This window comes from Roseateles sp. UC29_93 (assembly GCF_042695725.1).
Classification (GTDB): domain Bacteria; phylum Pseudomonadota; class Gammaproteobacteria; order Burkholderiales; family Burkholderiaceae_C; genus Roseateles; species Roseateles noduli_A.
In genome coordinates this window covers 4,093,093-4,117,506 of record NZ_CP170545.1, presented here as the reverse complement: position 1 = coordinate 4,117,506, position 24,414 = coordinate 4,093,093, and the positions used below count along the sequence as shown (strand labels likewise).

The 24,414-nt window shown below is 68.9% G+C and carries 24 protein-coding genes and 3 pseudogenes; 18 read left to right on the top strand and 9 right to left on the bottom strand.

Translation table 11 applies throughout. From position 1 onward, the window contains the following. The 7 genes from ACFJIX_RS19170 (at nucleotide 1) to ACFJIX_RS19140 (ending at nucleotide 5,378) form a co-directional block, all read left to right on the top strand. Complete coding sequence (locus tag ACFJIX_RS19170) at nucleotides 1–1,413, top strand: CmpA/NrtA family ABC transporter substrate-binding protein (protein ID WP_377153800.1); 1,413 nt, start codon at nucleotides 1–3, stop codon at nucleotides 1,411–1,413. A gap of 12 nt (nucleotides 1,414–1,425) precedes the next feature. Then, entirely contained in the window at nucleotides 1,426–2,328 is a 903-nt protein-coding gene (gene ntrB / locus ACFJIX_RS19165) for a nitrate ABC transporter permease (RefSeq protein ID WP_377153797.1), read from the top strand. After that, a complete protein-coding gene (locus tag ACFJIX_RS19160) occupies nucleotides 2,318–3,157 on the top strand; it encodes an ABC transporter ATP-binding protein (protein WP_377153795.1) in 840 nt (279 codons plus the stop codon). The genes ntrB and ACFJIX_RS19160 overlap by 11 nt, the downstream gene beginning before the upstream one ends. Further along, nucleotides 3,154–3,597 (top strand): cyanase, encoded by a 444-nt coding sequence (gene cynS / locus ACFJIX_RS19155; RefSeq protein ID WP_377153793.1) that lies wholly within the window; start codon nucleotides 3,154–3,156, stop codon nucleotides 3,595–3,597. The genes ACFJIX_RS19160 and cynS overlap by 4 nt, the downstream gene beginning before the upstream one ends. An 87-nt stretch (nucleotides 3,598–3,684) precedes the next feature. After that, on the top strand, nucleotides 3,685–4,038 hold the full coding sequence (locus ACFJIX_RS19150) for a DUF2946 domain-containing protein (RefSeq protein WP_377153791.1): 354 nt from the start codon (nucleotides 3,685–3,687) through the stop codon (nucleotides 4,036–4,038). A gap of 174 nt (nucleotides 4,039–4,212) precedes the next feature. Next, complete coding sequence (locus ACFJIX_RS19145) at nucleotides 4,213–4,851, top strand: SCO family protein (RefSeq protein WP_377153789.1); 639 nt, start codon at nucleotides 4,213–4,215, stop codon at nucleotides 4,849–4,851. A gap of 38 nt (nucleotides 4,852–4,889) precedes the next feature. Next, the gene (locus ACFJIX_RS19140) at nucleotides 4,890–5,378 is read left to right on the top strand and encodes a copper chaperone PCu(A)C (RefSeq protein WP_377153787.1); all 489 of its coding nucleotides are present in this window, start codon (nucleotides 4,890–4,892) and stop codon (nucleotides 5,376–5,378) included. Here the strand turns inward: ACFJIX_RS19140 and ACFJIX_RS19135 are convergent. The 5 genes from ACFJIX_RS19135 to ACFJIX_RS19115 all read right to left on the bottom strand — a co-directional run bounded on the left by ACFJIX_RS19135 (nucleotide 5,357) and on the right by ACFJIX_RS19115 (nucleotide 9,638). Beyond that, a complete protein-coding gene (locus ACFJIX_RS19135) occupies nucleotides 5,357–6,748 on the bottom strand; it encodes a methyltransferase domain-containing protein (RefSeq protein ID WP_377153785.1) in 1,392 nt (463 codons plus the stop codon). The genes ACFJIX_RS19140 and ACFJIX_RS19135 overlap by 22 nt on opposite strands. A gap of 65 nt (nucleotides 6,749–6,813) precedes the next feature. Beyond that, nucleotides 6,814–7,191, bottom strand: a complete 378-nt coding sequence (locus ACFJIX_RS19130) for a response regulator transcription factor (protein WP_377153783.1) — start codon at nucleotides 7,189–7,191, stop codon at nucleotides 6,814–6,816. Nucleotides 7,192–7,339: 148 nt separating this feature from the next. Continuing rightward, the gene (locus ACFJIX_RS19125) at nucleotides 7,340–7,630 is read right to left on the bottom strand and encodes a DUF3325 domain-containing protein (RefSeq protein ID WP_377153781.1); all 291 of its coding nucleotides are present in this window, start codon (nucleotides 7,628–7,630) and stop codon (nucleotides 7,340–7,342) included. Further along, entirely contained in the window at nucleotides 7,630–9,333 is a 1,704-nt protein-coding gene (locus ACFJIX_RS19120) for a PepSY-associated TM helix domain-containing protein (RefSeq protein ID WP_377153779.1), read from the bottom strand. Before ACFJIX_RS19120 ends, ACFJIX_RS19125 begins: the two co-directional genes overlap by 1 nt. Continuing rightward, nucleotides 9,330–9,638, bottom strand: coding sequence for a DUF3649 domain-containing protein (locus ACFJIX_RS19115; protein WP_377161856.1), 309 nt, complete (start codon nucleotides 9,636–9,638; stop codon nucleotides 9,330–9,332). The genes ACFJIX_RS19120 and ACFJIX_RS19115 overlap by 4 nt, the downstream gene beginning before the upstream one ends. Before the next feature lie 271 nt (nucleotides 9,639–9,909). Between ACFJIX_RS19115 and ACFJIX_RS19110 the strand changes: the two genes are divergently transcribed. The 3 genes from ACFJIX_RS19110 to ACFJIX_RS19100 all read left to right on the top strand — a co-directional run bounded on the left by ACFJIX_RS19110 (nucleotide 9,910) and on the right by ACFJIX_RS19100 (nucleotide 11,339). Beyond that, complete coding sequence (locus ACFJIX_RS19110) at nucleotides 9,910–10,239, top strand: DUF4148 domain-containing protein (protein ID WP_377153777.1); 330 nt, start codon at nucleotides 9,910–9,912, stop codon at nucleotides 10,237–10,239. 222 nt (nucleotides 10,240–10,461) lie between these two features. Next, nucleotides 10,462–10,713, top strand: coding sequence for a hypothetical protein (locus tag ACFJIX_RS19105; protein WP_377153775.1), 252 nt, complete (start codon nucleotides 10,462–10,464; stop codon nucleotides 10,711–10,713). Nucleotides 10,714–11,009: 296 nt separating this feature from the next. Then, a complete protein-coding gene (locus ACFJIX_RS19100) occupies nucleotides 11,010–11,339 on the top strand; it encodes a DUF4148 domain-containing protein (RefSeq protein ID WP_377153773.1) in 330 nt (109 codons plus the stop codon). 117 nt (nucleotides 11,340–11,456) lie between these two features. Here the strand turns inward: ACFJIX_RS19100 and ACFJIX_RS19095 are convergent, their stop codons facing one another. Next, on the bottom strand, nucleotides 11,457–11,969 hold the full coding sequence (locus ACFJIX_RS19095) for a GNAT family N-acetyltransferase (protein ID WP_377153771.1): 513 nt from the start codon (nucleotides 11,967–11,969) through the stop codon (nucleotides 11,457–11,459). Nucleotides 11,970–12,147: 178 nt separating this feature from the next. Here ACFJIX_RS19095 and ACFJIX_RS19090 point away from each other — a divergent pair, with 178 nt between their 5' ends. The 3 genes from ACFJIX_RS19090 (at nucleotide 12,148) to ACFJIX_RS19080 (ending at nucleotide 13,576) form a co-directional block, all read left to right on the top strand. Further along, nucleotides 12,148–12,477, top strand: a complete 330-nt coding sequence (locus ACFJIX_RS19090) for a DUF4148 domain-containing protein (RefSeq protein ID WP_377153769.1) — start codon at nucleotides 12,148–12,150, stop codon at nucleotides 12,475–12,477. A gap of 223 nt (nucleotides 12,478–12,700) precedes the next feature. Continuing rightward, the gene (locus ACFJIX_RS19085; RefSeq protein ID WP_377153767.1) at nucleotides 12,701–12,949 is read left to right on the top strand and encodes a hypothetical protein; all 249 of its coding nucleotides are present in this window, start codon (nucleotides 12,701–12,703) and stop codon (nucleotides 12,947–12,949) included. A gap of 297 nt (nucleotides 12,950–13,246) precedes the next feature. Beyond that, nucleotides 13,247–13,576, top strand: coding sequence for a DUF4148 domain-containing protein (locus ACFJIX_RS19080; protein WP_377153765.1), 330 nt, complete (start codon nucleotides 13,247–13,249; stop codon nucleotides 13,574–13,576). A 94-nt stretch (nucleotides 13,577–13,670) separates the two neighbouring features. Here the strand turns inward: ACFJIX_RS19080 and ACFJIX_RS19075 are convergent, their stop codons facing one another. Both ACFJIX_RS19075 and ACFJIX_RS19070 read right to left on the bottom strand, forming a co-directional pair. Beyond that, the gene (locus ACFJIX_RS19075) at nucleotides 13,671–13,991 is read right to left on the bottom strand and encodes a plasmid stabilization protein (RefSeq protein WP_377153763.1); all 321 of its coding nucleotides are present in this window, start codon (nucleotides 13,989–13,991) and stop codon (nucleotides 13,671–13,673) included. A gap of 85 nt (nucleotides 13,992–14,076) precedes the next feature. After that, complete coding sequence (locus ACFJIX_RS19070; RefSeq protein ID WP_377153761.1) at nucleotides 14,077–14,592, bottom strand: pyridoxamine 5'-phosphate oxidase family protein; 516 nt, start codon at nucleotides 14,590–14,592, stop codon at nucleotides 14,077–14,079. 378 nt (nucleotides 14,593–14,970) lie between these two features. Here ACFJIX_RS19070 and ACFJIX_RS19065 point away from each other — a divergent pair. After that, nucleotides 14,971–17,548: pseudogene (locus ACFJIX_RS19065) on the top strand (excinuclease ABC subunit A). A gap of 25 nt (nucleotides 17,549–17,573) precedes the next feature. On the opposite strand, the gene ACFJIX_RS19060 reads toward ACFJIX_RS19065, so the two are convergent. Continuing rightward, nucleotides 17,574–17,984 carry a hypothetical protein gene (locus tag ACFJIX_RS19060; RefSeq protein ID WP_377153758.1) on the bottom strand — a complete coding sequence of 137 codons (411 nt, stop codon included), beginning with the start codon at nucleotides 17,982–17,984 and terminating at the stop codon, nucleotides 17,574–17,576. A gap of 242 nt (nucleotides 17,985–18,226) precedes the next feature. Between ACFJIX_RS19060 and ACFJIX_RS19055 the strand changes: the two genes are divergently transcribed. From ACFJIX_RS19055 to ACFJIX_RS19040, 4 genes and pseudogenes are all read left to right on the top strand, one after another. After that, on the top strand, nucleotides 18,227–20,014 hold the full coding sequence (locus tag ACFJIX_RS19055) for a thiamine pyrophosphate-requiring protein (RefSeq protein WP_377153755.1): 1,788 nt from the start codon (nucleotides 18,227–18,229) through the stop codon (nucleotides 20,012–20,014). Between the two features lie 106 nt (nucleotides 20,015–20,120). Then, nucleotides 20,121–20,682 (top strand): annotated as a pseudogene (locus tag ACFJIX_RS19050) ((2Fe-2S)-binding protein); the annotation flags it as partial. Nucleotides 20,683–20,771: 89 nt separating this feature from the next. Then, on the top strand, nucleotides 20,772–21,986 hold the full coding sequence (locus ACFJIX_RS19045) for an FAD binding domain-containing protein (RefSeq protein WP_377153752.1): 1,215 nt from the start codon (nucleotides 20,772–20,774) through the stop codon (nucleotides 21,984–21,986). A 149-nt stretch (nucleotides 21,987–22,135) separates the two neighbouring features. Then, nucleotides 22,136–24,386, top strand: a pseudogene (locus ACFJIX_RS19040) (xanthine dehydrogenase family protein molybdopterin-binding subunit). Nucleotides 24,387–24,414: the final 28 nt, after the last annotated feature.

Sequence of the window (24,414 nt, the reverse complement as noted above, 5' to 3'; positions counted from 1 at the left end):
ATGAGCGACCTCCGCCACGACCCTTACGACGCCGATCGCCCGCTGCTGATGCGCTGCGCCTGCGGACGCCATGGCAGCGAGGCGGAGCATGTCCGCGAGCTGGACCGCGACCGCGCTGTGGCGACGCTGCGCCAACGCGCCGACGCGATGGACACGACCGACATCGAGGCCGAGTCCAACCAGTTCGTCGAGGCCGCGCTGGTGAAGGCGCTGTTCCCGCAGGACGCGCTGCGACGCCGCTTCCTGCGCGCGGTCGGTCGCGGCAGCGCGATGGCCGCGATCGGCAGCGTGCTGCCCATCGCGCCGCTGCAGGCGATGGCGCAGGAGCGCGGCGCGCTGGAGAAGAAGGACCTGAAGATCGGCTTCATCCCGATCACCTGCGCGACGCCGCTGATCATGGCGCACCCGCTGGGCTTCTACAGCAAGCAGGGACTGAACGTCGAGGTCGTGAAGACCGCAGGCTGGGCGCTGATCCGCGACAAGATGATCAACAAGGAGTACGACGCCACGCACTTCCTCAGCCCGATGCCGCTGGCGATCAGCCTGGGCCTGGGCGCGACGGCCACGCCGATGAACGTGGCGACGATCCAGAACACCAACGGCCAGGCGATCACGCTGGCGATGAAGCACAAGGACAAGCGCGACCCGAAGTCGTGGAAAGGCTTCAAGTTCGCCGTGCCCTTCGAGTACTCGATGCACAACTTCCTGCTGCGCTACTACGTGGCGGAGGCGGGCCTCGATCCCGACCGCGACATCCAGATCCGCGTCGTGCCGCCGCCGGAGATGGTGGCCAACCTGCGCGCCGGCAACATCGACGGCTTCCTCGGCCCGGATCCGTTCAACCAGCGCGCCGTGTTCGAGGAGGTCGGCTTCATCCACATCCTCTCCAAGGAACTGTGGAACGGCCATCCCTGCTGCGCCTTCGGCACCAGCACCGAGTTCATCCAGAAGAACCCCAACACCTTCGCCGCGCTGTACCGCGCGGTGCTGACCTCGGCCGCGATGGCGCGGGAGGCGCGCAACCGCGAGCTCATCGCCAAGGTCATCGCACCGCAGGCCTACCTGAACCAGCCGGAGACGGTCATCGCGCAGGTGCTGACCGGCAAGTTCGCCGACGGCCTGGGCAACGTGCGGGTCGTGCCGGACCGCGCCGACTTCGACCCCATCCCCTGGCAGAGCATGGCCGTGTGGATGCTCACGCAGATGAAGCGCTGGGGCTATCTGAAGGGCGACGTGAACTACAAGCAGATCGCGGAGAAGGTCTTCCTGCTCACCGACGCGAGGAAGCAGATGAAGGCGCTCGACCAGGCCGTGCCGGACGGCGCGTATCCGAAGTTCAGCGTCATGGGCAAGACCTTCGACCCCGCGCAGCCCGATGCCTACGTGGCCGGCTTCGCGATCAAGCGCGCCTGAGCGGGAGCTGCGATGACTTCGCTGAACGCGCGCGCCGCCCTGCTCTCGCTGCTGATGCTCGGGTTGGTGCTGGGCATCTGGCACCTGGCGACGATGGGCACGGGGACCACCTCGTCCGCGGCGTCCACCGCGGGCCCGGCGATGACGGCCGAGCAGATCGAATACGCCAGGCTGATGGGCAAGCCCGTGCCCGCCGACGCGGGCGGCAGCGGCGCCTCGCCCGCGGCGGCCAAGAGCGGCTTCCCGACGCTCGCGCAGATGGGCGCGACCGTCGTCCATCACCTCGCCGATCCGTTCTACGACAAAGGCCCCAACGACAAGGGCATCGGCCTGCAGCTGGCGTACTCGCTGGGGCGGGTGGCGCTGGGCTATCTGCTCGCGGCCCTCGTCGCGATCCCGCTGGGCTTCGCGATCGGGATGAGTCCGCTGGTCCACCGCGCGCTCGATCCCTTCATCCAGGTGCTCAAGCCGATCTCGCCGCTGGCGTGGATGCCGTTGGCGCTCTACACGATCAAGGATTCGGCCGCGAGCGGCATCTTCGTGATCTTCATCTGCAGCGTCTGGCCGATGCTGATCAACACGGCCTTCGGCGTCGCCGGCGTGCGCAAGGAGTGGCTCAACGTCGCGCGCACGCTGGAGGTCCGGCCGCTGCGCCGCGCCTTCGAGGTCATCCTGCCCGCGGCCGCGCCCACCATCCTCACAGGCATGCGCATCAGCATGGGCATCGCCTGGCTGGTGATCGTCGCGGCGGAGATGCTGGTCGGCGGCACCGGCATCGGCTACTTCGTCTGGAACGAGTGGAACAACCTCAGCCTGCCCAACGTGATCTTCGCGATCCTCGTGATCGGCCTCGTGGGCATGGCGCTGGACGGGCTCTTCGCCCGCGCGCAGAAGGCGGTGACGTATGCGGATTGATCCGCTGGAACAAGGCGCGGCGGCGGCGGTCGATGCGGCGCCGGTGCTGGTGCGTGTCGAAGGCCTGGCCAAGCGCTACGGCGACACCACCATCTTCGAGGACGTGGACTTCACGCTGCGCCAGGGCGAGTTCGTCTGCATCGTCGGCCACAGCGGCTGTGGCAAGACGACGATCCTGAACACGCTCGCCGGACTGGAGCAGGCCAGCGAGGGCCACGTGATCGTCGACGGTCGCGAGGTCGCCGGCCCCGGCCTCGATCGCGGCGTCGTCTTCCAGGGCCATGCGTTGATGCCCTGGCTGACGGTGCGGCAGAACATCGCCTTCGCGGTCCGCAGCAAGTGGCCGGACTGGTCGAAGACGCAGGTCGACGAGCAGGTCCGCAAGTACGTCGCCCTGGTCAGCCTGACGCCGGCGCTCGACAAGAAGCCGAGCCAGCTCTCCGGCGGCATGAAGCAGCGCGTGGGCATCGCACGGGCCTTCGCGATCGAGCCGCGGATGCTGCTGCTCGACGAGCCCTTCGGCGCGCTGGATGCGCTGACGCGCGGCACGATCCAGGACGAGCTGCTCAAGATCTGCGCCGCGACGCGGCAGACGGTCTTCATGATCACGCACGACGTCGACGAGGCCATCCTGCTGGCCGACCGCGTGATGCTGATGTCGAACGGCCCGCACGCGCGGGTCGCGGAGATCGTCGTCAACACGATGCCCCGCTCGCGCCAGCGCGCCACGCTGCATCACGACCCGCAGTACTACCCGATGCGCAACCACCTGATGGATTTCCTGGTGGAGCGCAGCCATCCCGTCACCCCTCCAAGGAGCATCCCATGAGCCGACTCGACGTCACCGAAAAGATCATCGCCACCAAGGTGGCCAAGGGCCTGAAGTGGTCCGACGTGGCCGAGGCCGTCGGCCTGAGCAAGGAATGGGTCACGGCCGGCTGCCTGGGCCAGATGACCTTCGACGACGCGCAGGCCGCGACGCTGGCGGGCCTCTTCGATCTCACCGAGGCGGAGACGCAGTGGCTCAAGGTCGTGCCCTACAAAGGCAGCCTGCCGACGTCGGTCCCGACCGATCCGCTGATCTACCGCTTCTACGAGCTGATCAGCGTCTACGGCACGACCTTCAAGGAGCTGATCCACGAGGAGTTCGGCGACGGCATCATGAGCGCGATCGACTTCCGCATGGACCTGCAGCGCGAGCCCGACCCGAAGGGCGACCGCGTCAGCATCGTGATGAGCGGGAAGTTCCTGCCGTACAAGACGTATTGACGAACCGAGCCTCTGCTCGAAAGCCTGCGGCATAGAATGCCGCGCATGCATGCAACGCGGACTTCGACCAGGCGCTGGGCATGGCTCGTGAGTCTCACGATCCTGCTCGCGGCGATGCTGCCGTCGCTGTCGCATGCGATGCTGGTCCATCAGGGCGCGACCTTCGCGGAGATCTGTTCCGCCACCGGCGCCAGGCTCGTGGTGATCGACGCCGCCGGCAACGTCGATCCGGGTCGCGACGGCTCGACGCTGATGAAGACGTCGATGGACTGCCCGTATTGCGCCATCCACCATGGCGCGCCTGATCTGCCGCCCGCCACGCTGCAGTGGACACCGCCCGACGCGTTGAAGTTCGAGCGTCCGCGCCTGTTCCTCGTCGCGCCGCGCCCGCTCTTCGCGTGGGCGCCTTCGCTCGCTCGCGGACCTCCCGCCGTCGCCTGATCGCCGCCTTGCGGCCGATGCGCACTTCGCTCCGTCCCGGACGCGAATCACTCCACGACTGATCTGTCGCCTTCGCTCGCGCGAATGCGCCTCTGCGCCTCTGCGCCTCTGCGCTCATGCGCTCATGCGCTCATGCGCTCATGCGCGGCAAGGTCGGTCCACGCCATTTCGATCATGCGACTCCCTTCCCTCGCGCTCCGCGCGCGTTCCCCTCATGGCGATCCCGTCGCCGAGCCCGACGCGCGTCGTCGCGCCTTGACGATCGCCGCCTGCCTGCTGCCGTTGGCGGCGTGCAAGCCCTCTCCGACCTTCCACGGCATTGATCTCTCGCTGGTGAGCTACGCGAGCGATTTCGCGCTGCAAGGCGCGGACGGCCGCCCGTATCGGCTGGCCGACTTCCGCGGCAAGGTCGTGATGATGTTCTTCGGCTTCACGCAGTGCCCCGACGTCTGCCCGACCGCGCTGGCGCGCGCGGCGGCGGTGCATCAGATACTCGGCGCGGACGCCGCGGACTTCCAGGTCCTCTTCGTCACCATCGACCCCGAGCGCGACACCGCGCCGGTGCTGGCGGCCTACACCGCCGCGTTCCATCCGAGCTTCCTCGGGCTCTCCAGCGACCTCGCCGGGACCGCCGCCGTCGCCAAGGAGTTCAAGGTCTATTACGGCAAGGTGCCCACGGGTGCCAGCTACACGATGGACCACTCGACCTTGAGCACCGTGTTCGACCGCAAGGGCAAGGCGCGCCTGGCCATCAAGCACGAGATGAGCGCCGCCGACCTCGCCGAGGACGTGCGCCAACTGCTCAACGCCTGACCCTCCAAATCCCAACACACCCATTCCGGAGAACCGACATGACTTTCAAGATCCACTCGCTGCTGCTCGTCGCGGGCTCGCTGCTCGCTTCCATCGCCCATGCCCAGGTGAAGATCGACGACGCCTGGGTGCGCGCCACCGTGCCGCAGCAGAAGGCCACCGGCGCCTTCATGAAGCTGACGGCGACGAAGGACACGAAGCTCATTGGCGTCACCACGCCATTGACGCCCAAGGCCGAGGTGCATGAGATGGCGATGCAGGACAACGTGATGCGCATGCGCCAGGTCCCGGCGATCGAGCTGCCGGCGGGCAAGACGATCGAGCTCAAGCCCGGCGGGTATCACGTGATGTTCCTGGACCTGCCCGCACAGGTGAAGGCGGGCGACCAGGTGCCGCTGACGCTGATCTTCGAGGACCGCGGCGGTGTCCGACAGACCGTCGAGGTGAAGGCGCCGGTGCGCGCGCTCAATGGGGCGATGCCGGCGAAGGATGACAAGGGCGGTGGTCACGGCGACCACGCGCATTGAGCGGGATCGTTCCGACCCGGCGCATCGTCTGCCCCAACTCGGGACCCCGCGTTCGGTTGGGGCGGTGATCCATGGGCGGACATCCTCCATGTTGTGGATGTGTCGGAGAGATCGCGCGGGTAGAAGCGAAGTCCTATCGCTGCTGAATCGCTTCCGCGACGAGCAGCAAACCACTCGCGCTTCGCATCCAACGCCTCAGGCGGCTGAAAGCCCTCGTCGCCCAACAGCTGCGTGATCGCCGCTTCGTCCATCGGCACGACGGCGAATGAATGTGTCCATTCGTCGTCGCCCATCGTGTACTTGAGGGTCATGTTTACCTTCAGGCCTTGCTCATCGGGCGTGCGATCGACGTGGATCACGTCAATGGCCTCATCGTCGTCCCCGGCCACGCGTCCCAACATCACCGTCCGCAACCAGTGGGCACTCTGGCATTTGAGGATGACGGCGCCACCGGGCGCGACGTGGCGCGCAGCTGCGGCGACGAAGCCCCGCCGCACTGCGGCGTCCGCGTGATTGATGAGTCCGCTCGGGATCAGCACGACGTCGAAACGCTCCGGAAGCGCCAGCGCCACGATGTCCGCGTGGACTTTTCGCACCTGCCCGGAGACGTGGGCCAGCATCTCTTCCGAGTTGTCGACACCGGTCACCTTGCAGCCGAATTCAAGCAGCCGATGCGTCAGCAATCCTGTGCCGCACCCCAGCTCCAGTACCGTTGTGCCGGGGGGCAGAAGCGGCCGCAAGTGCTCGATCTCGCCAGCGTAGCGCGCCCGGCGGTAGAGCTCCACCGAGCAACCATCCCTGGTTCGAGCACCGGGGCCGGTACCACCGAAGTCGACGTTCATTCCGACCGTTTCCATGGCGACGCCGTCGACCGTGAACCAGCGCGCCATCGTGGGATAGGCGCCCATGACAAACCAGGATTCGACTTGCAGAGCGCCCCCGCACAAAGGGTGCCTCAGGTTGACCACCTGATTGATGGCCACGTCCAGACGGCGCACTGACGGAGAGCCACATGTCAAGCATTGCCCGGTGGCTGTCCGCCGAGTCAGATGTCTCCTCAGGAAATCGAACTCCGCGTCGGGGATGTCGAGCAGTTCGTCCTCCACATTCGGCAAGGCCGGACGGTCGGGCATCGCGCGAAGGCGGGCCGCTACTTCGAACTCCCGGACATTTGGAATGCGTTCGATCCAGGCTGGCCGCTCGCAGCGGAAACACCACACGCGATCGGTGAGCATGCGGCCATATTCGCCATAGACATTGGCGTCGGCCGCGGCCTTGCCGGGCGGGAGATACAGCAGTGTCTCGTTGGGGAACGCAAACCGCTCCTCGCATTCGAGACAGGACACGGTGCTGTAGGCCATGTTGGTCATGGGAATCCTCAGGAAGGATCCCGCACTTTACCGATCGCGCGCTGCGGTCGACGTCGCTGGGCGGCTCAGTCCGCCATCCACGCGCTGTTGGACAGCGTGCAGAGCTCCCCGACGAGGCGTTCGAAGTCGCAGGCCTTGTCGTAGAAGCCGTCCGCGCCGCAGGACAGGACGCGCGGCTCGTAGGCCGAGCGGTCTTCCGAACTCAGCACCAGGATGCGGCCGCGGAAGCGCGCCGCGCGCAGGCGTTCGATCACGCCCAGGCCGGAGCCGCCGTCGATGCTCAGGTCCACCAGCACCACGTCCGGCGCGCTCAGTGCAATCGTGCTGATCGCGGCGTTCTCGCTGGAGGCCTGGCTCACCACGGTGATGGACGCCTCGGACTCCAGGCGCGACACCATCAGGCGTCGGAGCAGCGCGTTGTCCTCGATCAGTGCAACCTTCATGTCTTGTCTCCCTGTGTGACTCCATGATGGTTGATGCCCGGATCTTTTTCGAGACTGACCGGCCCCCAGCCAGGGTGGGCCCGCTGGCCGACAGGAAGTCAGGCGAAGGACTACACGGCGACGGGTTTCGCTCACGCCGCGCCGGGGCTCAGCGCCTGCGCTTCCGAGGCTGGCGCCGCTGATGCACGATCAACGCGACGAACACCACGCCCGCCGCGACGCTGGTGTGGCCGCTGTAGCTGACGAGGCCCAGGCCCCAGCCTTGTTCGGTCACGACGAGCGCGAGGCTTGCCAGCAGCAGTGCCCAGCCGGCGGTGCGCAGCGCGCGGGACTTCGCCGCGGGCAGCTCGCGGCCCAGGACGTCGCACTGCGCGCGGTCCGTCGCCATCGCGAGCGCCGCGAAGGCGGCCACGCAGATCAACAGGCTGAGGAGGTGCATCACCGCGCGCCCTCCCCGCCGGATCGCAGCGCCAAGCCGACCTCTCCGGAAGACGAGGCCGACGACGCGGCCAGCGGCGCCCGCGAGGCCTGGGCATGCGGCCTGTCCTTGGCGACCGGCCACCCCTTCCACGCGCGAGGGGCGTGGCGCCCCGTGCGGATCGCCAGGTACGCCAGCACCGCCGCGAACGCCCAGCACATCAGCTCCACGCCCGCGAAGGTCCAGTCGCCCTGCGCGACGCTGCGCCACAGCGGGCGGTCCGTCGTCAGCGCGTTGCCCACCGGCAGCAGCGCCAGCGACACCGCGCCCAGCCACAGCAGTTCGATCCAGGCGCGCTTCGCCGGCCGGACCAGCGCGTGCAGCAGCGTCACCGCCCACACGATGAAGACCACGTGCACCTCCCACTCGGCGCGCTTCTCCAGCCCCGTGGGCAACAGCCGGTTGGCCCACAACATGCCGCTCATCGCCAGCGGCAGGCCTGCGATGGCGGCGATGTTCAGCCGCTCCACGACGCGGAAGCCGAAGTACGGCTTGTCCGGGTCAGGCAGCTTCTGGCGGCGCTTGACGGTCCACATCACCAGCCCGCTGCCGACCATCGCCGTGCCGGCCAGGCTGACGATGAAGTACAGCCAGCGGGTCGCGTCATCGCCGAAGCGCCCGAGGTGCAATCCGTACAGCACGCCGCGGGTCTCCGCCGCCGCGCCCACGCCGTTCTTCTCCTCGACCAGTCGTCCGGAGACGCCGTCGAACAGCAGGTACTGCGGACTCATCGAGACCCGTCCGCCCTCGCCGCGCGTGATCGCCACGCGCGCCACGGCATCGCCCGGATTCACCGCGGTGACCCGCGCCACGCTGCCCGGTCCCCAGCGGCGCTCGGCCTCACGCACCATCGCCTCGATCGAGGCCAGCGGGGCCGCCTCGCCCGAGGGCTTGGCCGGCTGGAGGAACGCGTTCATCTCCGAGGTCAGCTGCTGCTTCATCGCCGGCGAGTTGATGCCGGCCTGCTCGCCCCACGGCATGTACAGCGTCATCAGCGTCACCAGGCCGGTGTACGTGATCATCAGGTGGAAGGGCAGCCCGAACACCGACAGCGCGTTGTGCGCGTCCAGCCACGAGCGCTGGCCCTTGCCCCAGCGGAAGGTGAAGAAGTCGGTGAAGATCTTCTTGTGCGTGATCACGCCGCTGACGATCGCCACCAGCATGAACATCGCCGCCAGTCCCGCGAGCCAGCGGCCCCACACCACCGGCATGTAGTGGAACTGGAAGTGGAAGCGGTAGAAGAACTCGCCGCCCAGCGTCTCACGCGCGCTGACCTTCTCCCCCGTCTGCGGATCGAAGTTCGCGTCCTTGAATGCGCGCTTGACGCCGTCCTTCGGCGGCACGCGCCAGAAGGCGTTGGCCACGCTGTGGCGATCGTCGGTCAGGCGCAGGCTCCACTGCGTGGTGCCCGGGGCCAGCGTCTCGAGCTCCCTGGCGATGCGGCCGGCGACGACGGCCGGCTCGGGCGTCACGGCCTGATGCGCGATCTCCGGCCGCATCCATTGCGACAGCTCCTCCTTGAAGTAGCTGACGGTCCCGGTGAGGAACATCGCGAACAGGAACCAGCCCAGCAGCAGGCCGGTCCAGATGTGCAGGTCCGACATCGTCTGCCGGATGCCGCGCGGCTGCGGCGCGGCCGAGGGGGCTTGGACGTCGACGCTCATGGCAAGGCGGCGGGTTCGACCGCGGTCCAGACGGACCACGCGAGAGGCAGCAGGAGCAGCGCGGCGACGATCAGCCCGACCCAGGCCCGTGTGGCGCTACGCACCGCGAAGACCCAGACGACCGCGCCGGCGTAGACGGCGAAGCTGCCGAGCATGCCGCCAATGACCGCCTGGATGCGGTTCACCGGCAGCGCGAGCACCGCGACGCTGACCAGCGCCGCCAGCGCGTAACCGCCGCCGATCGCCGCGGCGATGCGCGAGATCAGCGGTACTGCGCCCCGCAGGCGTGAGACCGGGAAAGACATGGACGACGGGTTTTGTTGCAAATGAGAATTCTTCTCATCATAGAGCCGCTTCATGGAAGGGTCCATGAATGTCCGGTGCGATTGCTGGAGCTTCAGCCCCCAGCGCCCTGCGCGCGTGGGGACGGGCGATTGTTGCGGGCCTCACAACAACCCATTCGCGCCTGAGCCATTTATGCGATTCGGCCCCGCGCCTAACCTTCAGTCATCGGCAAACGACGCCGGCCCAAGACCTCAGATACCCCGATCCCACGCTCTCTCAAAGGAAACCATCATGACCGCCAAGACCCTGATCGCTACCGCCCTGATCGCCCTGTCCGCCGACGCCGTGCCGGCCTTCGCGCAGAGCTACAGCCACCTCGACCCCATCACGCAGAGCCAGAAGAGCCGCGCTGAAGTGCTGGCGGATCTGGAGATCTATCGCGAGTCCGGCCTGGCCGCCGTGGACCGCACCGAAGACTCGTCGCTGGAACTGAATCAGCGTGCCAAGGCGGAAGCTCGCTACGCCGAGCTGAAGGCCTCGCCGAAGTACGCGGCGCTGGTGCAGCGCTTCGCGGCGAAGGAAGCCAAGGGCTCCACGACCGAAGGCGTCTCCGCCCGCTGAGCGATCCCCTCGCCCTCCCCGGCCACCAGCGCCGGCAGGACTTCGATCCTGTCGGCGTCTTCGTTTGGGAGGGGCGATACGGCGTGTGAAGCGCGACGGCTTGTCCGCCTGGCATGCATCTCACACCGCCGCCGCGCAGCTTCGTCGCGCAGCGCTCGAAAGACGGCGCGCCACTGACGACACTGACTCCATCGACACAGCCAACCCCTTCAGGAGATCGACATGAACGCCACCCGCCTCGCCATCACTTCCGCCACCAGCACCACCGTCAAGGCCGTCGCCTTCGGTGCCATCGCGGCGTTGGCCCTCGGCCTGGGAATCGCTCATGCACAAGGACAACGCGAAATGCGTGCCTCGATCGTCACGCTGGATCCGGTGGTCATCACCGTGAAGCGCGAGCAGCTGCCCACGGTCTACATCACTGGCCGTCGCAGCGCCGACGCGGTCGACACGCAAGTCGCCTCGGCCGAGTGAACGCCTGAGGCTGCGCTGTTTCGGTGGAGCGATCCACGGACTGACGACCTTCGGTTCGCTCCCACGCAAGACGCCCGGCTCATGCCGGGCGTCTTGCTTTGTGCCGAGCACGACGAGCAGCCCCTGTGAATCGCGCGTATCGAAGGACGGTCGATTGTTGCGAGCCTCACAACGAGGCATTGCGGCGCAGCCCGTTTATCCGAACGGGGCCCGCGCCTAACCTTCAGTCATCGGCAAACGACGCCGGCCCAAGACCCCAGACACCCCGATCCAACGCGCTCGCAAAGGAAACCATCATGACCGCCAAGACCCTGATCGCTACCGCCCTGATCGCCCTGTCCGCCGCCGCCGTGCCGGCCTTCGCGCAGAGCTACAGCCACCTCGATCCGATCACGCAGAGCCAGAAGAGCCGCGCCGAAGTGCTGGCCGATCTGGAGATCTATCGTGAGTCCGGCCTGGCTGCCGCGGACCGCACGGAAGACTTCACGCTGAACGCGAGCCAACGCGCCAAGGCAGAAGCCCGCTACGCTGAACTGAAGGCCTCGCCGAAGTACGCGGCGCTGGTGCAACGCTTCGCGGCGAAGGAAGCCAAGGGCTCGACGACCGAAGGCGTCTCCGCCCGCTGAGCGCCGCTCGCCTCCCCGGCCATGGACGCCGGCAGGACTTCGGTCCTGCCGGCGTCTTGGCTTTGTGAGCTCAACGGTTCATCCGCCTCGCCGGCGGTCCACGCTGCCGCGTTGCAGTCAGGCGTGAGCCCGGCGAAAGACCCAGTCACCCTCGTCATAGGTCAGCAAGTCCGGAGCCGTGGCCGGATCGACCCGCTCGTAGCCGCATGCGGTTAGCAGCCGGCCGCTTCGCAGGTTGACCGGCAGCGTCGTGGCCCAGCATCGCGCATCGGGGCACACGCGCGACAACTCGTCATGGAGCCAGCTCAATCCCTCCTTGGCGTAGCCGTGGCCCCAGTACGCCGGTGCCAGCAGAAAGGCCACCTCTGCGATGCCGGCGTGCACCGTCGCCTCCAGCCGCCCGATCAGTTGATGACTTCCGCGCAGTCGCACGGCGTAGTTGAGCCACCGCTCCGAAGCTCGATGGGCGGGAGGCCCGGCCAACGCCCTCCGCAGACCCAGCGCGGCCTCTGCCGCGCCTGACGGCAGGCCGCCGATGTGCTCGTAGACGCGTTCGTCCCAGAGCAGATTCGCCAGCGCATCGACATCGGCGTCGACGAGCGGAGACAGGGTGAGTCGGGCAGTCTGCATGGATCAAAGGCTCTCGGGCGTCGACGGTGGCCAGGATTATTGCGGCCCTCACAACGGGGCATTGCGGCGCCGCCCGTTTATCCGGACGAGGCCCACGCCTAACCTTCAGTCATCGGCAAACGACGCCGGCCCAAGACCTCAGACACCCCGATCCACTGCTCTCTCAAAGGACCTCATCATGACCGCCAAGACCCTGATCGCCACCGCCCTGATCGCCCTGTCCGCCGCCGCCGTGCCGGCCTTCGCGCAGAGCTACAGCCACCTCGATCCGATCACGCAGAGCCAGAAGAGCCGTGCCGAAGTGCTGGCCGACCTGGAGATCTATCGCGAGTCCGGCCTGGCCGCCGCGGAACGCACGGAAGACTTCACGCTGAACGCAGCCCAGCGCGCCAAGGCAGAGGCCCGCTACGCCGAGCTGAAGGCCTCGCCGAAGTACGCGGCGCTGGTGCAGCGCTTCGCGGCGAAGGAAGCCAAGGGTTCGACGACCGAAGGCGTCTCCGCCCGCTGAGTGATCCCCTCGCCCTCCCCGGCCACAAGCGCCGGCAGGACTTCGGTCCCGCCGGCGTCTTCGTCTGGGAGGGGCGAAACGGCGTGTGAACCGCTACGGCTTGTCCGCTTGGCATGCATCTCACACCGCCGCCGCGCAGCTTCGTCGCTGAGCGCTCGAAACGAAGGGGCTCGATGACGACACTGACTCCATCGACACAGCCAACGCCCCCAAGGAGATCGACATGAATACCGCCCACCGCCTCGCCATCACTTCCGCCACCAGCACCACCGTCAAGGCTGTCGCCTTCGGTGCCATCGCGGCGCTGGCCCTCGGCTTGGGTATCGCTCATGCACAAGGCCAACGCGAGATGCGCGCCTCGATCGTCACGCTGGACCCGGTGGTCGTCACCGTGAAGCGCGAGCAGTTGCCCACGGTGTACGTGACCGGCCGCCGCAGCACGGCTGTCGACCAGGACAACTCGGCCGAATGAACGCTTCAGCTTGCGCTGTGTCGGTGGAGCGATCCACGGACTGACGGCCTTCGGTTCGCTCCCACGCAAGACGCCCGGCTCATGCCGGGCGTCTTGCTTTGTGCCGAGCACGTCGAGCAGCCCCTGTGAATCGCGCGTATCGAAGGACGGTCGATTGTTGCGAGCCTCACAACGAGGCATTGCGACGCAGCCCGTTTATCCGGACGAGTCCCACGCCTAACCTTCAGTCATCGGCAAACGACGCCGGCCAAAGACTCTCAGACACCCCGATCCACCGCTCTCTCAAAGGAACCCATCATGACCGCCAAGACCCTGATCGCCACCGCCCTGATCGCCCTGTCCGCCGCCGCCCTGCCGGCCTTCGCGCAGAGCTACAGCCACCTCGATCCGATCACGCAGAGCCAGAAGAGCCGCGCCGAAGTGCTGGCCGACCTGGAGATCTATCGCGAGTCCGGCCTGGCCGCCGTCGACCGCACCGAGGACTTCAGCCTGAACGCCGGTCAACGCGCCAAGGCGCAAGCCCGCTACGCGGAGATGAAGGCGTCGCCGACGTACGCCGCGCTGGTGCAGCGCTATGCGGCCAAGGAAGCCAAGGGCGTTGCGACCGAAGGCATTGCCGCCCGCTAAGACTGCCCCTCGGGCTTGGAGCCCGAAGCGACCAACGCCGACAGGACCTTCATCCTGTCGGCGTTGTCATTTGGGCCGGGAGAAAGATCCGTCGTCAGTGATGACCGGCGCGTGCCGCCGCATTGCGCTTGCGCGTCGCCGCAGCCTTCTTCGCGGACGCGGAGCGCTCCGCAGCCGTGCGGCTCGCCGCAGCCTTGCCGCCCAGGTGTCCGCCCTTGCGGGCGGGCGCGTGGTCCTCAGGCTGACCTCGACCGGAGCCGGACTTCTTGCCGCCCCCCGTTTCCGCGTTGACCGTGGCCCACGCGCGCCGTTCCGCTTCATCCTTGGGCACACCGCGGTGCTCATAGCCGCTCTCGATGTGCTCGGCCTGTCGCTTCTGCTTGTCCGTGTAGGACGACTTGTCGCCTCTGGGCATGGGGACCTCCGATCGTCGTTCGATGCTGGAAATCCGGCAGACCGCCTTCGCGATCCGCCGGCCTCAATGTGGCCTCATTACGGCCTCACTTCATGCGCACCTCGCCGGTCTCGGCCAGGCCGGTGGGCGGCTTGCCGGTCACGGCCGCCTTCGCCATCGCATAAAGCTGCGTCAGCTTGGACGCCTTCACGTCCCAGTAGCTGGCGTGGCTGATGCGCACGCGCACCACCGCCAGGTCGGGATCGTCGATGCCCTGGGTGAACCAGGCCTCCGCCGCCTTGCTCCAGAGCTCCTGGCGCTTGGCGCGGTCCTCGCTGAGCTCCGCCGTGCCGGACACCGAGACGTAGGTGTCGTCGTCCCGATCGGCGAAGCCGACGTTCACTTGCGGCGACGCGACGATGTCGCTGAAGGGCTCGCCGCTGCGGGACATGAAGAACCACAGCGACTCGCCCTCGTCGAGCGCCTTGTTCTGCAGCGTCATCGGGCGCGAGTGCAGATGCCCGTTCGCATGGTGCGTCGTGAACAGGCCGACCTTGATGTCCTTGATGAGGTCCCAGAGCTTCTCGCGTCGCTCGGTGTCGGAGAGGGGTTTGTCGGTCATGGGGACTCCTGTGAAAGGTGGAAAGGTTTCCCTCCTTCGCAGCAAGTCCCGCTCCCGGCCCGCCGAACCGCTCGGGCGCAGGCGCGAATCGCACGGGCATCACATCGGTCGAGCGCTTCATGGCGGCTCGGGAGTGGAACCCGTCATCGGCATCGGCATCGGCAAGGGCCATGTCCGTCCCGGTGGGCATCCTGCTTGCTGATCGGTGCCATCGACCGATACTTCGCCCCCGCCGTCCCAGCGCGCGTCGCGCTGATCACCCGAGGTTCCGTCTTGGCCAAACGCCCTACCGCTCGCCCACCGTCCTCTTCGTCGTCCACGCCCGGGTCCAAGCAGACGTTCGCGTCCGCGTCCGCGCCCGTCGCGGCGCCCGATGCCGTGCGCGAACGCCCCGGACGCGCCGCCTTCGTCCAGGTCCGCGGCGCGCGCGAGCACAACCTCAAGAACGTCGACGTGGACGTGCCGCGCGACGCGCTCGTGGTGTTCAGCGGCGTGTCGGGTTCCGGCAAGTCCTCCCTCGCCTTCGGCACGATCTACGCGGAGGCGCAGCGTCGTTACTTCGAATCGGTCGCGCCGTACGCGCGCCGGCTGATCGATCAGGTCGGCGTGCCCGCCGTCGATTCGATCGACGGCCTGCCGCCCGCCGTGGCGCTGCAGCAGCAGCGCGGCACGCCGAGCGCGCGCTCGTCCGTGGGCAGCGTGACCGGGCTGTCGTCGCTGCTGCGGATGCTGTACTCGCGCGCCGGCCGTTACCCCGCGAAGCAGCCGATGCTGTACGCGGAGGACTTCTCGCCCAACACGCCGCAGGGCGCCTGCCCGCATTGCCACGGGCTGGGCCGCGTGTACGAGGTCACCGAGGCCTCGATGGTCCCCGACGACACGCTCACCATCCGCGACCGCGCCGTCGCCGCCTGGCCGCCGGCCTGGCACGGCCAGAACCTGCGCGACATCCTGGTCACGCTGGGCATCGACGTCGACAAGCCCTGGCGCGAACTGCCGCGCAAGACGCGCGACTGGATCCTGTTCACCGACGAGCAGCCCACCGTGCCCGTCTACGCCGGCTTCACGCCCGCAGAGACCAAAGACGCGCTGCGCCGCAAGATGGAGCCCAGCTACCAGGGCACCTTCAGCAGCGCGCGGCGCTACGTGATGCACACCTTTGCGACCACGCAGAGCGCGCTGATGAAGCGCCGCGTGTCGCGCTACCTGATCGGCGGCGCCTGCCCGGTCTGCGACGGCAAGCGGCTCAAGCGCGAGGCGCTGTCGGTGACCTTCGGCGGGCTCGACATCGGCGCGCTGTCGCAGTTCCCGCTGGCGCAGCTGGCGGAGCACCTCGGCGATGCCGCGACGGACGGCCTCAGCGAGGAGAAGCGCCTCGCGGCGCGGCGCCTGGTCGACGACGTGCTGATGCGGCTGCGTCCGCTGCTCACGCTGGGACTGGGCCATCTGTCGCTGGAGCGCGCGACGCCCTCCGTCTCGCCCGGCGAGCTCCAGCGGCTGCGGCTGGCCACGCAGATCTGCTCCAACCTCTTCGGCGTCGTCTACGTGCTCGACGAACCGTCCGCGGGCCTGCATCCGGCCGACAACGAATCGCTGCTCGCCTCGCTGCGATCGCTGAAGGCGGCGGGCAACTCGGTCTATGTCGTCGAGCATGACCTCACCCTGATGCGCGCCGCGGACTGGATCGTCGATGTCGGGCCCGCGGCCGGTGAACTCGGCGGCCGCGTGCTGTACAGCGGCCCCCCGGAGGGACTGCGCGGCATAGCGGAGTCACGCACCGCCGCCTACCTGTTCCCCGAGTCCTTCCCCCGACGCGCCGGCCCACGGCGGCTCCGAGCACTCCATCGGACCCGCCGGCGCGGCGAGCAGTCCCGACCGGCGGCCCGCTCGCCGCGCACCGACGGACTGGCTGCGGCTCGAAGGCATCACGCAGAACAACCTCGTCGACGTGGACGCCGCGTTCCCGCTCGGCGTGTTCACCGCGGTGACCGGCGTGTCGGGTTCCGGCAAGTCATCGCTGGTGAGCCGCGCGCTGGTGGACCTGGTCGGCGCGCACCTGGGCCATGAACCCGCGGCTGTCGAGGACGACGAGGACGCTGAGCTCAGCGCCGACGTGCAAGCGGCCACCGGCGGACGGATCGCCGGCGGCGCCGAGGCGATCCGCCGGCTGGTGCAGGTCGACCAGAAGCCGATCGGCCGCACGCCGCGCTCCAACCTCGCGACCTACACGGGGCTGTTCGACCACGTGCGCAAGCTCTTCGCCGCGACACCGGCCGCGCGCGCCCGCAAGTTCGATGCGGGTCGTTTCTCCTTCAACGTCGCCAAGGGCCGCTGCGAGACCTGCGAGGGCGAAGGCTTCGTCAGCGTGGAGCTGCTGTTCATGCCCAGCGTCTTCGCGCCCTGCCCCGCCTGCCACGGCGCCCGATACAACGAGGCGACGCTGAAGATCCGCTACCGCGACCGCAGCATCGCGGACGTGCTCGGCATGACTGTCGACACGGCCTTCGAGTTCTTCGCGGAGGAACCGGCGCTGGCACGGCCGCTGGGGCTGCTGAAGGGCATCGGCCTGGGTTACCTGCGGCTCGGCCAGCCGGCGACCGAGCTGTCCGGCGGCGAGGCGCAGCGCATCAAGCTCGTCACCGAGCTGCAGCGCACGCAACGCGGCCACACGCTGTACGTGCTGGACGAGCCCACCACCGGCCTCCATCCGTCCGACGTCGACAAGCTGATGGTCCAGTTGCGCGACCTGGTCGAGGCCGGCCACACGGTGGTCGTCGTCGAGCACGAGATGCGCGTCGTCGCCGCGGCGGACTGGGTCATCGACCTCGGCCCCGGGGCCGGCGGCGATGGCGCGCGCGTGGTCGCGGCGGGGACGCCGGACGAGGTGGCCGCCAGCACGGACTCGCGCACGGCGCCGCATCTGAAGGCGGCGATCGACGGCAACACCCGAGGCTGATCAACCGAGGCTGATCAGTGGCTGATCAGCGGCTCGGCTGGAAGCCTTCGGGATCGAGCGCGAAGCGCCAGGCGCTCGAGCGCTGCAGCGCTTCCTTCAGTTCACGCGAGCTCGGCCGCACCAGCGCCGACAGCTCCTCGCTGAAGAACTCGCAGCCCAGCGCATGGGCGACGTCGCAGACGACCTCGATGAAGTGGTCGGTCTCGCTGGCGCAGGCGTCCAGCCGGGCGTGCAGCTCATAGCGACCGTCGGGGTCAGAGACCATGTCGATGCAGTTGCCCGCCTCGTTGCCGAAGTAGCGCCAGCCTTCGAGCATCGGCGTGCTCGGCCCGACGCGCGAGGCGAGGTAGTGCATGACGTCGGTGCGCGAGGACGGCAACCACGAGGCCGCCGCGCCGCCTTGCGAAAAGGCGAGATCGAATTGCCAGACTGACATGACGGGGGACATGAGTCCGAGGAATCTCGATGCTACGCCCCGGTCCTCGGCGTTGTCATGCTGCGCCGCGGCAATGCCCCGCCGCGCTCGTGCCTGGTCGGCGGCGTGGAATGGCGGCATCGAATATGGCGGCACGGTGTCGAACGGACGCTGCCGCCGCTTCATTGCTGCCGTGTGCCCTGCCGGGGATGGGCAAGCGGCTTGCCGACGAGGAACACGCCCACCCGCCGGAGCCTCACCGAATGACCGCCACCGTCAGCGACCAGATCCTCGATCGACTCCACGGCTGGGGCATCCGTCGCGTCTTCGGCTACCCCGGCGACGGCATCAACGGCCTGATGGGCGCCTTCGGGCGGCGCAAGGACGACATGAGCTTCGTGCAGGTCCGCCACGAAGAACTCGCCGCGTTCATGGCGACCGCGCACGCCAAGTTCACCGGCGAGGTCGGCGTCTGCATGGCCACCTCGGGGCCGGGCGCGATCCACCTGCTCAACGGCCTGTACGACGCCAAGGCCGATCACATGCCGGTGGTCGCGCTGGTCGGGCAGAGCGCGCGCTCCGCGCTCGGCGGCGATTACCAGCAGGAGGTCGACCTGCACAGCCTGTTCAAGGACGTCGCGCACGAGTTCGTCCACACGGCGATGGCGCCCGCGCAGGTGCGCCACCTGATCGACCGCGCGGTGCGCATCGCGCGGGACCAGCGCACCGTGACCTGCGTGATCCTGCCGCACGATCTGCAGGAACTGGACGCCGTGACCGAACCGCCGCGCGCGCATGACACGATCCACACCGGCATCGGCTGGACCGCGTCGCCCGGCGCGCCCGGCGACGCGCAACTGCGCGCCGCGGCGGACATCCTCAATGCGGGCAAGCGCGTGGCGATCCTGGCCGGCGCCGGCGCGCTGCACGCGGGCGATGCGCTCATCCAGGTCGCGGAGCGCCTGGGCGCGGGCATCGCCAAGGCGCTGCTGGGCAAGATGGCCGTCTCCGACGAGTTGCCCTTCGTGACGGGCTCGATCGGCCTGCTCGGCACCAAGCCCAGCTGGACGATGATGAACGAGTGCGACACGCTGCTGATGGTGGGATCGCACTTCCCGTATTCGGAGTTCCTGCCCAAGGAAGGCCAGGCGCGCGGCGTGCAGATCGACATCGACGGCCGACGCGTCTCGACGCGATACCCCATGGAGGCGAACCTGGTCGGCGACAGCCGGATCACGCTCGAGGCGCTCCTGCCGTACCTGAGACCCAATCCGGACCCGTCCTGGCGGCATCGCATCGAGTCCGACGTCCGCGACTGGTGGAAGGTCCTCGAGGCGCGCGCGATGACCGATGCCAAGCCGCTGAATCCGCAGCGCGTGTTCTGGGAGCTGTCGCCCCGCCTGCCGGACGATGTGATCCTGACCTGCGACTCCGGCACGTCCGCAGGCTGGTACGCGCGCGACCTGAAGGCGCGCCCCGGGATGATGGGCTCGGTCTCCGGCGGGCTGGCGACGATGGGCTGCGCCGTGCCCTATGCGCTGGCGGCCAAGCTGGCGCACCGGGGGCGGCCGGTGATCGCGCTGCTCGGCGACGGCGCGATGCAGATGATTGGCATCAATGCGCTGATCACGATCGCGCATCGTTGGCGCGACTGGTCGGACCCGCGCCTCGTCGTGATGGTGCTCAACAACGGCGACCTCAACATGGTGACCTGGGAGCAGCGCGTCACGGCCGGGGATCCCAAGTTCGAGGCCTCGCAGACGCTGCCCGCGTTCCCGTATGCCGAGTACGCCCGCATGCTGGGTCTCGAGGGCCTGCGCATCGACCGGCCCGAGGACGTCGCGCCCGCCTGGGACCGCGCGCTCCGCGCCGACCGGCCGATGCTGCTGGAGATGGTCGTCGATCCGGACGTCCCGCCGCTGCCGCCGCACGTCGAGCCCCGGCAGATGCTGCAGTACGCCAGGGCGCTGCTGCTCGGCGATCCCGACGCGCGCGGCGTCATCGCGGCCACGCTGCGCGAACTGTGGGCGTCCGTCACGAAGAAATCCTGAGCCTCCGGCTCCCAACGCAGCACAACCCCGGCACCCGTCAGGAGGTCCCATGGACATCGCCGAACACCCGCCCCTGCACACCGGCGCGGACGCCCTGCCCGCGCCGATGCGGCCCGAGCCGATCCGGCTCACGATCAACGGACGCACTCACGCGCTCGCGGTCGAGCCATGGACGACGCTGCTCGACCTGCTGCGCGAGCAGCTCGACCTCACCGGCACGAAGAAGGGCTGCGACCACGGCCAATGCGGCGCGTGCACGGTGCTCGTGGACGGCGCGCGCATGAACAGCTGCCTGCTGCTCGCCGTGAGCCTCGACGGCCAGGCCATCACGACGGTCGAGGGCCTGCCCGGTCTTGTGACCGCAGCAACGGCAACGGCAACGGCAACGGCAACGGCAACGGCCACGAACGCGGCCATGGCCGCAACCACGAACACGGGTCAAGACCCCACGGCCACCGACCCGGATGTCCTGCATCCGCTGCAGCAATCGTTCATCGACTGCGACGCGCTGCAGTGCGGTTACTGCACGCCAGGACAACTGTGCTCGGCGGCGGGGTTGCTGAACGAGCCCCCGCCCCGTCAACCGGCATGAGCTGCGCGAGCGGCTCAGCGGCAACCTCTGCCGTTGCGGGGCCTATCCGCAGATCGTCGACGCGGTCGCGCGCATCGTGCTGCGATCGGACAGCGCCGTGCCCGCCGTCTGCGCGGCGGCGGCGTCGATGGTGGCCTCCGCCGCCGACACCGGCGAGGTGCGCGAATGAACCGCTTCGACTATCACCGCGCCACGTCCGCGGACGAGGCCCTCCACCAGTTCGCCGGCCTGGCCGCCGGTCTGGCCACCGGTGCGGTCGGTGACGCTGCCGAGACGCCCCTCGCCGAAGCGGCCATCGGGCCGCGCGACCTCGGGACCTCCGGCGCCGCCGAGGCGCGCGCGCCGCGCTACCTTGCCGGCGGCACCAACCTCGTCGACCTGATGAAGGAAGGCGTGATGGCGCCGGTGCGGCTCGTCGACATCGGCCGGCTGGGCGTCGGCGACCTGCGCGAGATCCGCGAGATCCGCGACACCGGCAACGGCGCCGTGCACCTCGGCGCGCTGGCGACGAACGCGGCGACCGCCTACCACCCGCTGGTCGCCGAGCGCCTGCCGCTGCTGCGTTCGGCCATCCTGGCCGGCGCCTCGCCGCAGATCCGCAACCGCGCGACCAACGGCGGCAACCTGCTGCAGCGCACCCGCTGCCTCTACTTCTACGACATCGGCGTGCCCTGCAACAAGCGCATCCCCGGCAGCGGCTGCCCGGCGGCGACGGGACTGGCGCGGCAGCACGCGATCCTCGGGGCCAGCGCGCACTGCGTAGCGACGCATCCGTCGGACCTCTGCGTCGCGCTGGCCGCGTTGGACGCGGAGGTCCATGTCATCGGCACCGCGGGCCGACGGGTGATCCCGTTCGGCGAGTTCCACCGGCTGCCCGGCGATCGACCGGACCTCGACACCACACTGGCTCCGGGCGAGCTCATCACCCATCTGGTCGTGCCGCCCAACAGCCTGCAGGCGCACAGCTGCTATCTGAAGCTGCGCGAGCGCGCGTCCTACGCGTTCGCGCTGGTCTCGGTGGCCGCCGGCTTCGAACTCGACGACACGGGGTTGATCGTCGACGCACGGGTCGCCCTGGGCGGCGTCGCCCACAAGCCGTGGCGGAACCCGGATGCCGAACGGCTGCTGGTCGGCGAGCGGCCCTCGCCGCAGCTCTTCAGCGCCTGCGCGGCGGCGCTGCTGAAGGACGCCACCCCCTGCGGCGGTCCCGCGCTGCCCGAATCGACGCCCGGCAACGCCTTCAAGATCCCGCTGGCGCGACAGGCCGTCGTGCGCGCGCTGGAGATGGCGCTGGCGGGCATCCCCACCAATACCGGCGAAGACGCCTTTCGCGCGCTCGGCGCGCGAGAGGACCGCGCCCCGACCGCGGAGGCTCCATGAGCTCACTGCCCGTTTCCAGTTCGTCCGATGCGGCGAACGCGTCCAACGCGTCCAATGCCTCCGACGCCGCCGATGCCTTCGACCTTCCCGCCGGCGCCGGCACGACGACCGGTGATGAACGCCGTCGACTGCGCGAGACGCAGCAGCCCATGGCCCCCGCCGGCACCGGCGCGGTCGCGATCGGCACGCCGCTGCCGCGCATCGACGCGCTGGCAAAGGTCACCGGCGCGGCGAAGTACGCCGCGGAGCATTCGGGCACCGGGCTGCTGATCGGCGTCGTCGTCAACACGCCGGTCGCGCGCGGCCGCATCGTGTCCATCGACGCGAGCGCCGCGCTGGCGCTGCCCGGCGTCGTGGACGTGCTGACCCACCTCCACCGGCCCAAGATGCGATCGATGGACCTGTTCTACAAGGACATGACCGCACCGGGAGGCTCGCCGTTCAAGCCGCTGCACGACGACGAAGTCCACTACAGCGGCCAGCCGGTGGCGCTGGTGGTGGCGACCACGCTGGAGCTGGCGCGCTACGCGGCGATGCTGGTCCGCGTGGAGGTCGAGGTCGTGCCGCACGACACGCATCTGCTGGACAACCGTTCGCGCGCCCGCGAACCGTCGCGGCTGAAGGTCGGCTTCTCGCCGCCGCCGAAGCCGCGCGGCGATGCGGAGGCCGCGTGGCACGCGGCCGCGTTCTCGACCGACGGCGAGTACTACGCCGGCGTCGAGCACCACAACCCGATGGAGATGCACGCCACGACGGTGCTGATTGATCCCGACGGTCACCTGACCATCCACGACAAGACGCAGGGATCGCAGAACTCGCGCTGGGTCGTGTCGCGCGCCTTCGGGCTGCCGGCGCGCCGGGTGACGGTGAAGAACGCCTTCGTCGGCGGCGCCTTCGGCTCGGGCCTGCGGCCGCAGTACAACCTGCTGCTCGCGACGATGGCGGCGCTGCAGCTGAAGCAGTCGGTGCGGGTCGTGCTGACGCGCCAGCAGATGTTCACCTTCGGCCATCGGCCCGAGACCTGGCAGCGCGTGCGGCTGGCCGCGGACGCGAACGGCCGGCTGACGGCCGTGATGCACGAGGCCATCGCGGAGACCTCGCGCCGCGAGGACTATGTGGAGGTCGTCGTCAACTGGTCCGGCCAGCTCTACGCCTGCGACAACGTGCGGCTGGACTACCGGGTCGTCCCGCTCGACCAGTACAGCCCGATCGACATGCGCGCGCCCGGCGCCGCGCACGGCGTCCATGCGCTGGAGGTCGCGATGGACGAACTCGCCCATGCCCGCGGGCATCGATCCGCTCGAGCTGCGGCTGCGCAACTACGCCGAGCGGGACGAGGCCAACGACCTGCCCTATTCGACGAAGGCGCTGCGCCAGTGCTACGAGCAGGCCGCGCGCCGCTTCGGCTGGGAGCGACGGCCCGCCGCGCCGCGCTCGATGCGGCAGGGCCATGAGTTCGTCGGCTGGGGCATGGCGACGGGGACCTGGGATGCGATGCAGATGTTCGCGCGGGCGCGGGCGACGCTCGATGAGGACGGTCGTCTCGTCGTCGAGAGCGCCGCGACCGACATCGGCACCGGGACCTACACGACGATGGCGCAGATCGCGGCGGCGGAGATGGGCCTGCCGCTGGAGCGGGTCACGTTCCGGCTCGGTGACTCGACGCTGCCGGTCGCGCCGATCGAGGGTGGTTCGGCGCACGTCGCGACGGTGGGCTCAGCCGTGCAAGGCGTCTGCGAGAAACTGCGCAAGACGCTGTGGAAACGGGCGAAGCAACACGCGCCGGGCTTCGATGGAGCGCGCTTTTCCGATGTGGTCTGCCGCGGCGGCCAGCTCCATCGATCCGACACCGGCGCGGCGGTGCCGCTGTCGCAGCTGCTGCGCGAGGAGGCCGGCGGGCCGCTCGACGAGAAGTACCTGATGCTGCCCAACGTACTGAAGCAGCGGAAGTACATCCGGGCGGTGCACTCGGCGGTCTTCGTCGAGGTGCGCGTCGACGAGCGTCTGGGCACGGTGCGCGTGACGCGGGTCGTCAGCGCGGTCGCGGCGGGGCGGATCATCAATCCGGTGACGGCGCGCAGCCAGATCATCGGCGGCGTCGTGTGGGGCATCGGCCAGGCGCTGCATGAGGAGACGCTGAGCGATCACGCGCTCGGCCGCTTCATGAACCACAGCCTGGCCGAGTACCACATCGCCTGCAACGCCGACGTGCCCGACATCGACGTGCTCTTCGTCGAGGAGGACGACCGCGTGGTCAGCAGCCTCGGCGCCAAGGGCGTCGGCGAGATCGGCCTCGTCGGCGTCGCCGCGGCGATCAGCAACGCGATCTTCCACGCCACCGGCAAGCGCCTGCGCAGCACGCCGATGACGCCGGACAAGGTCGCCGACCTGCGGACATGAGGAGAGCCACGGCGTCGGTCATCGCGAG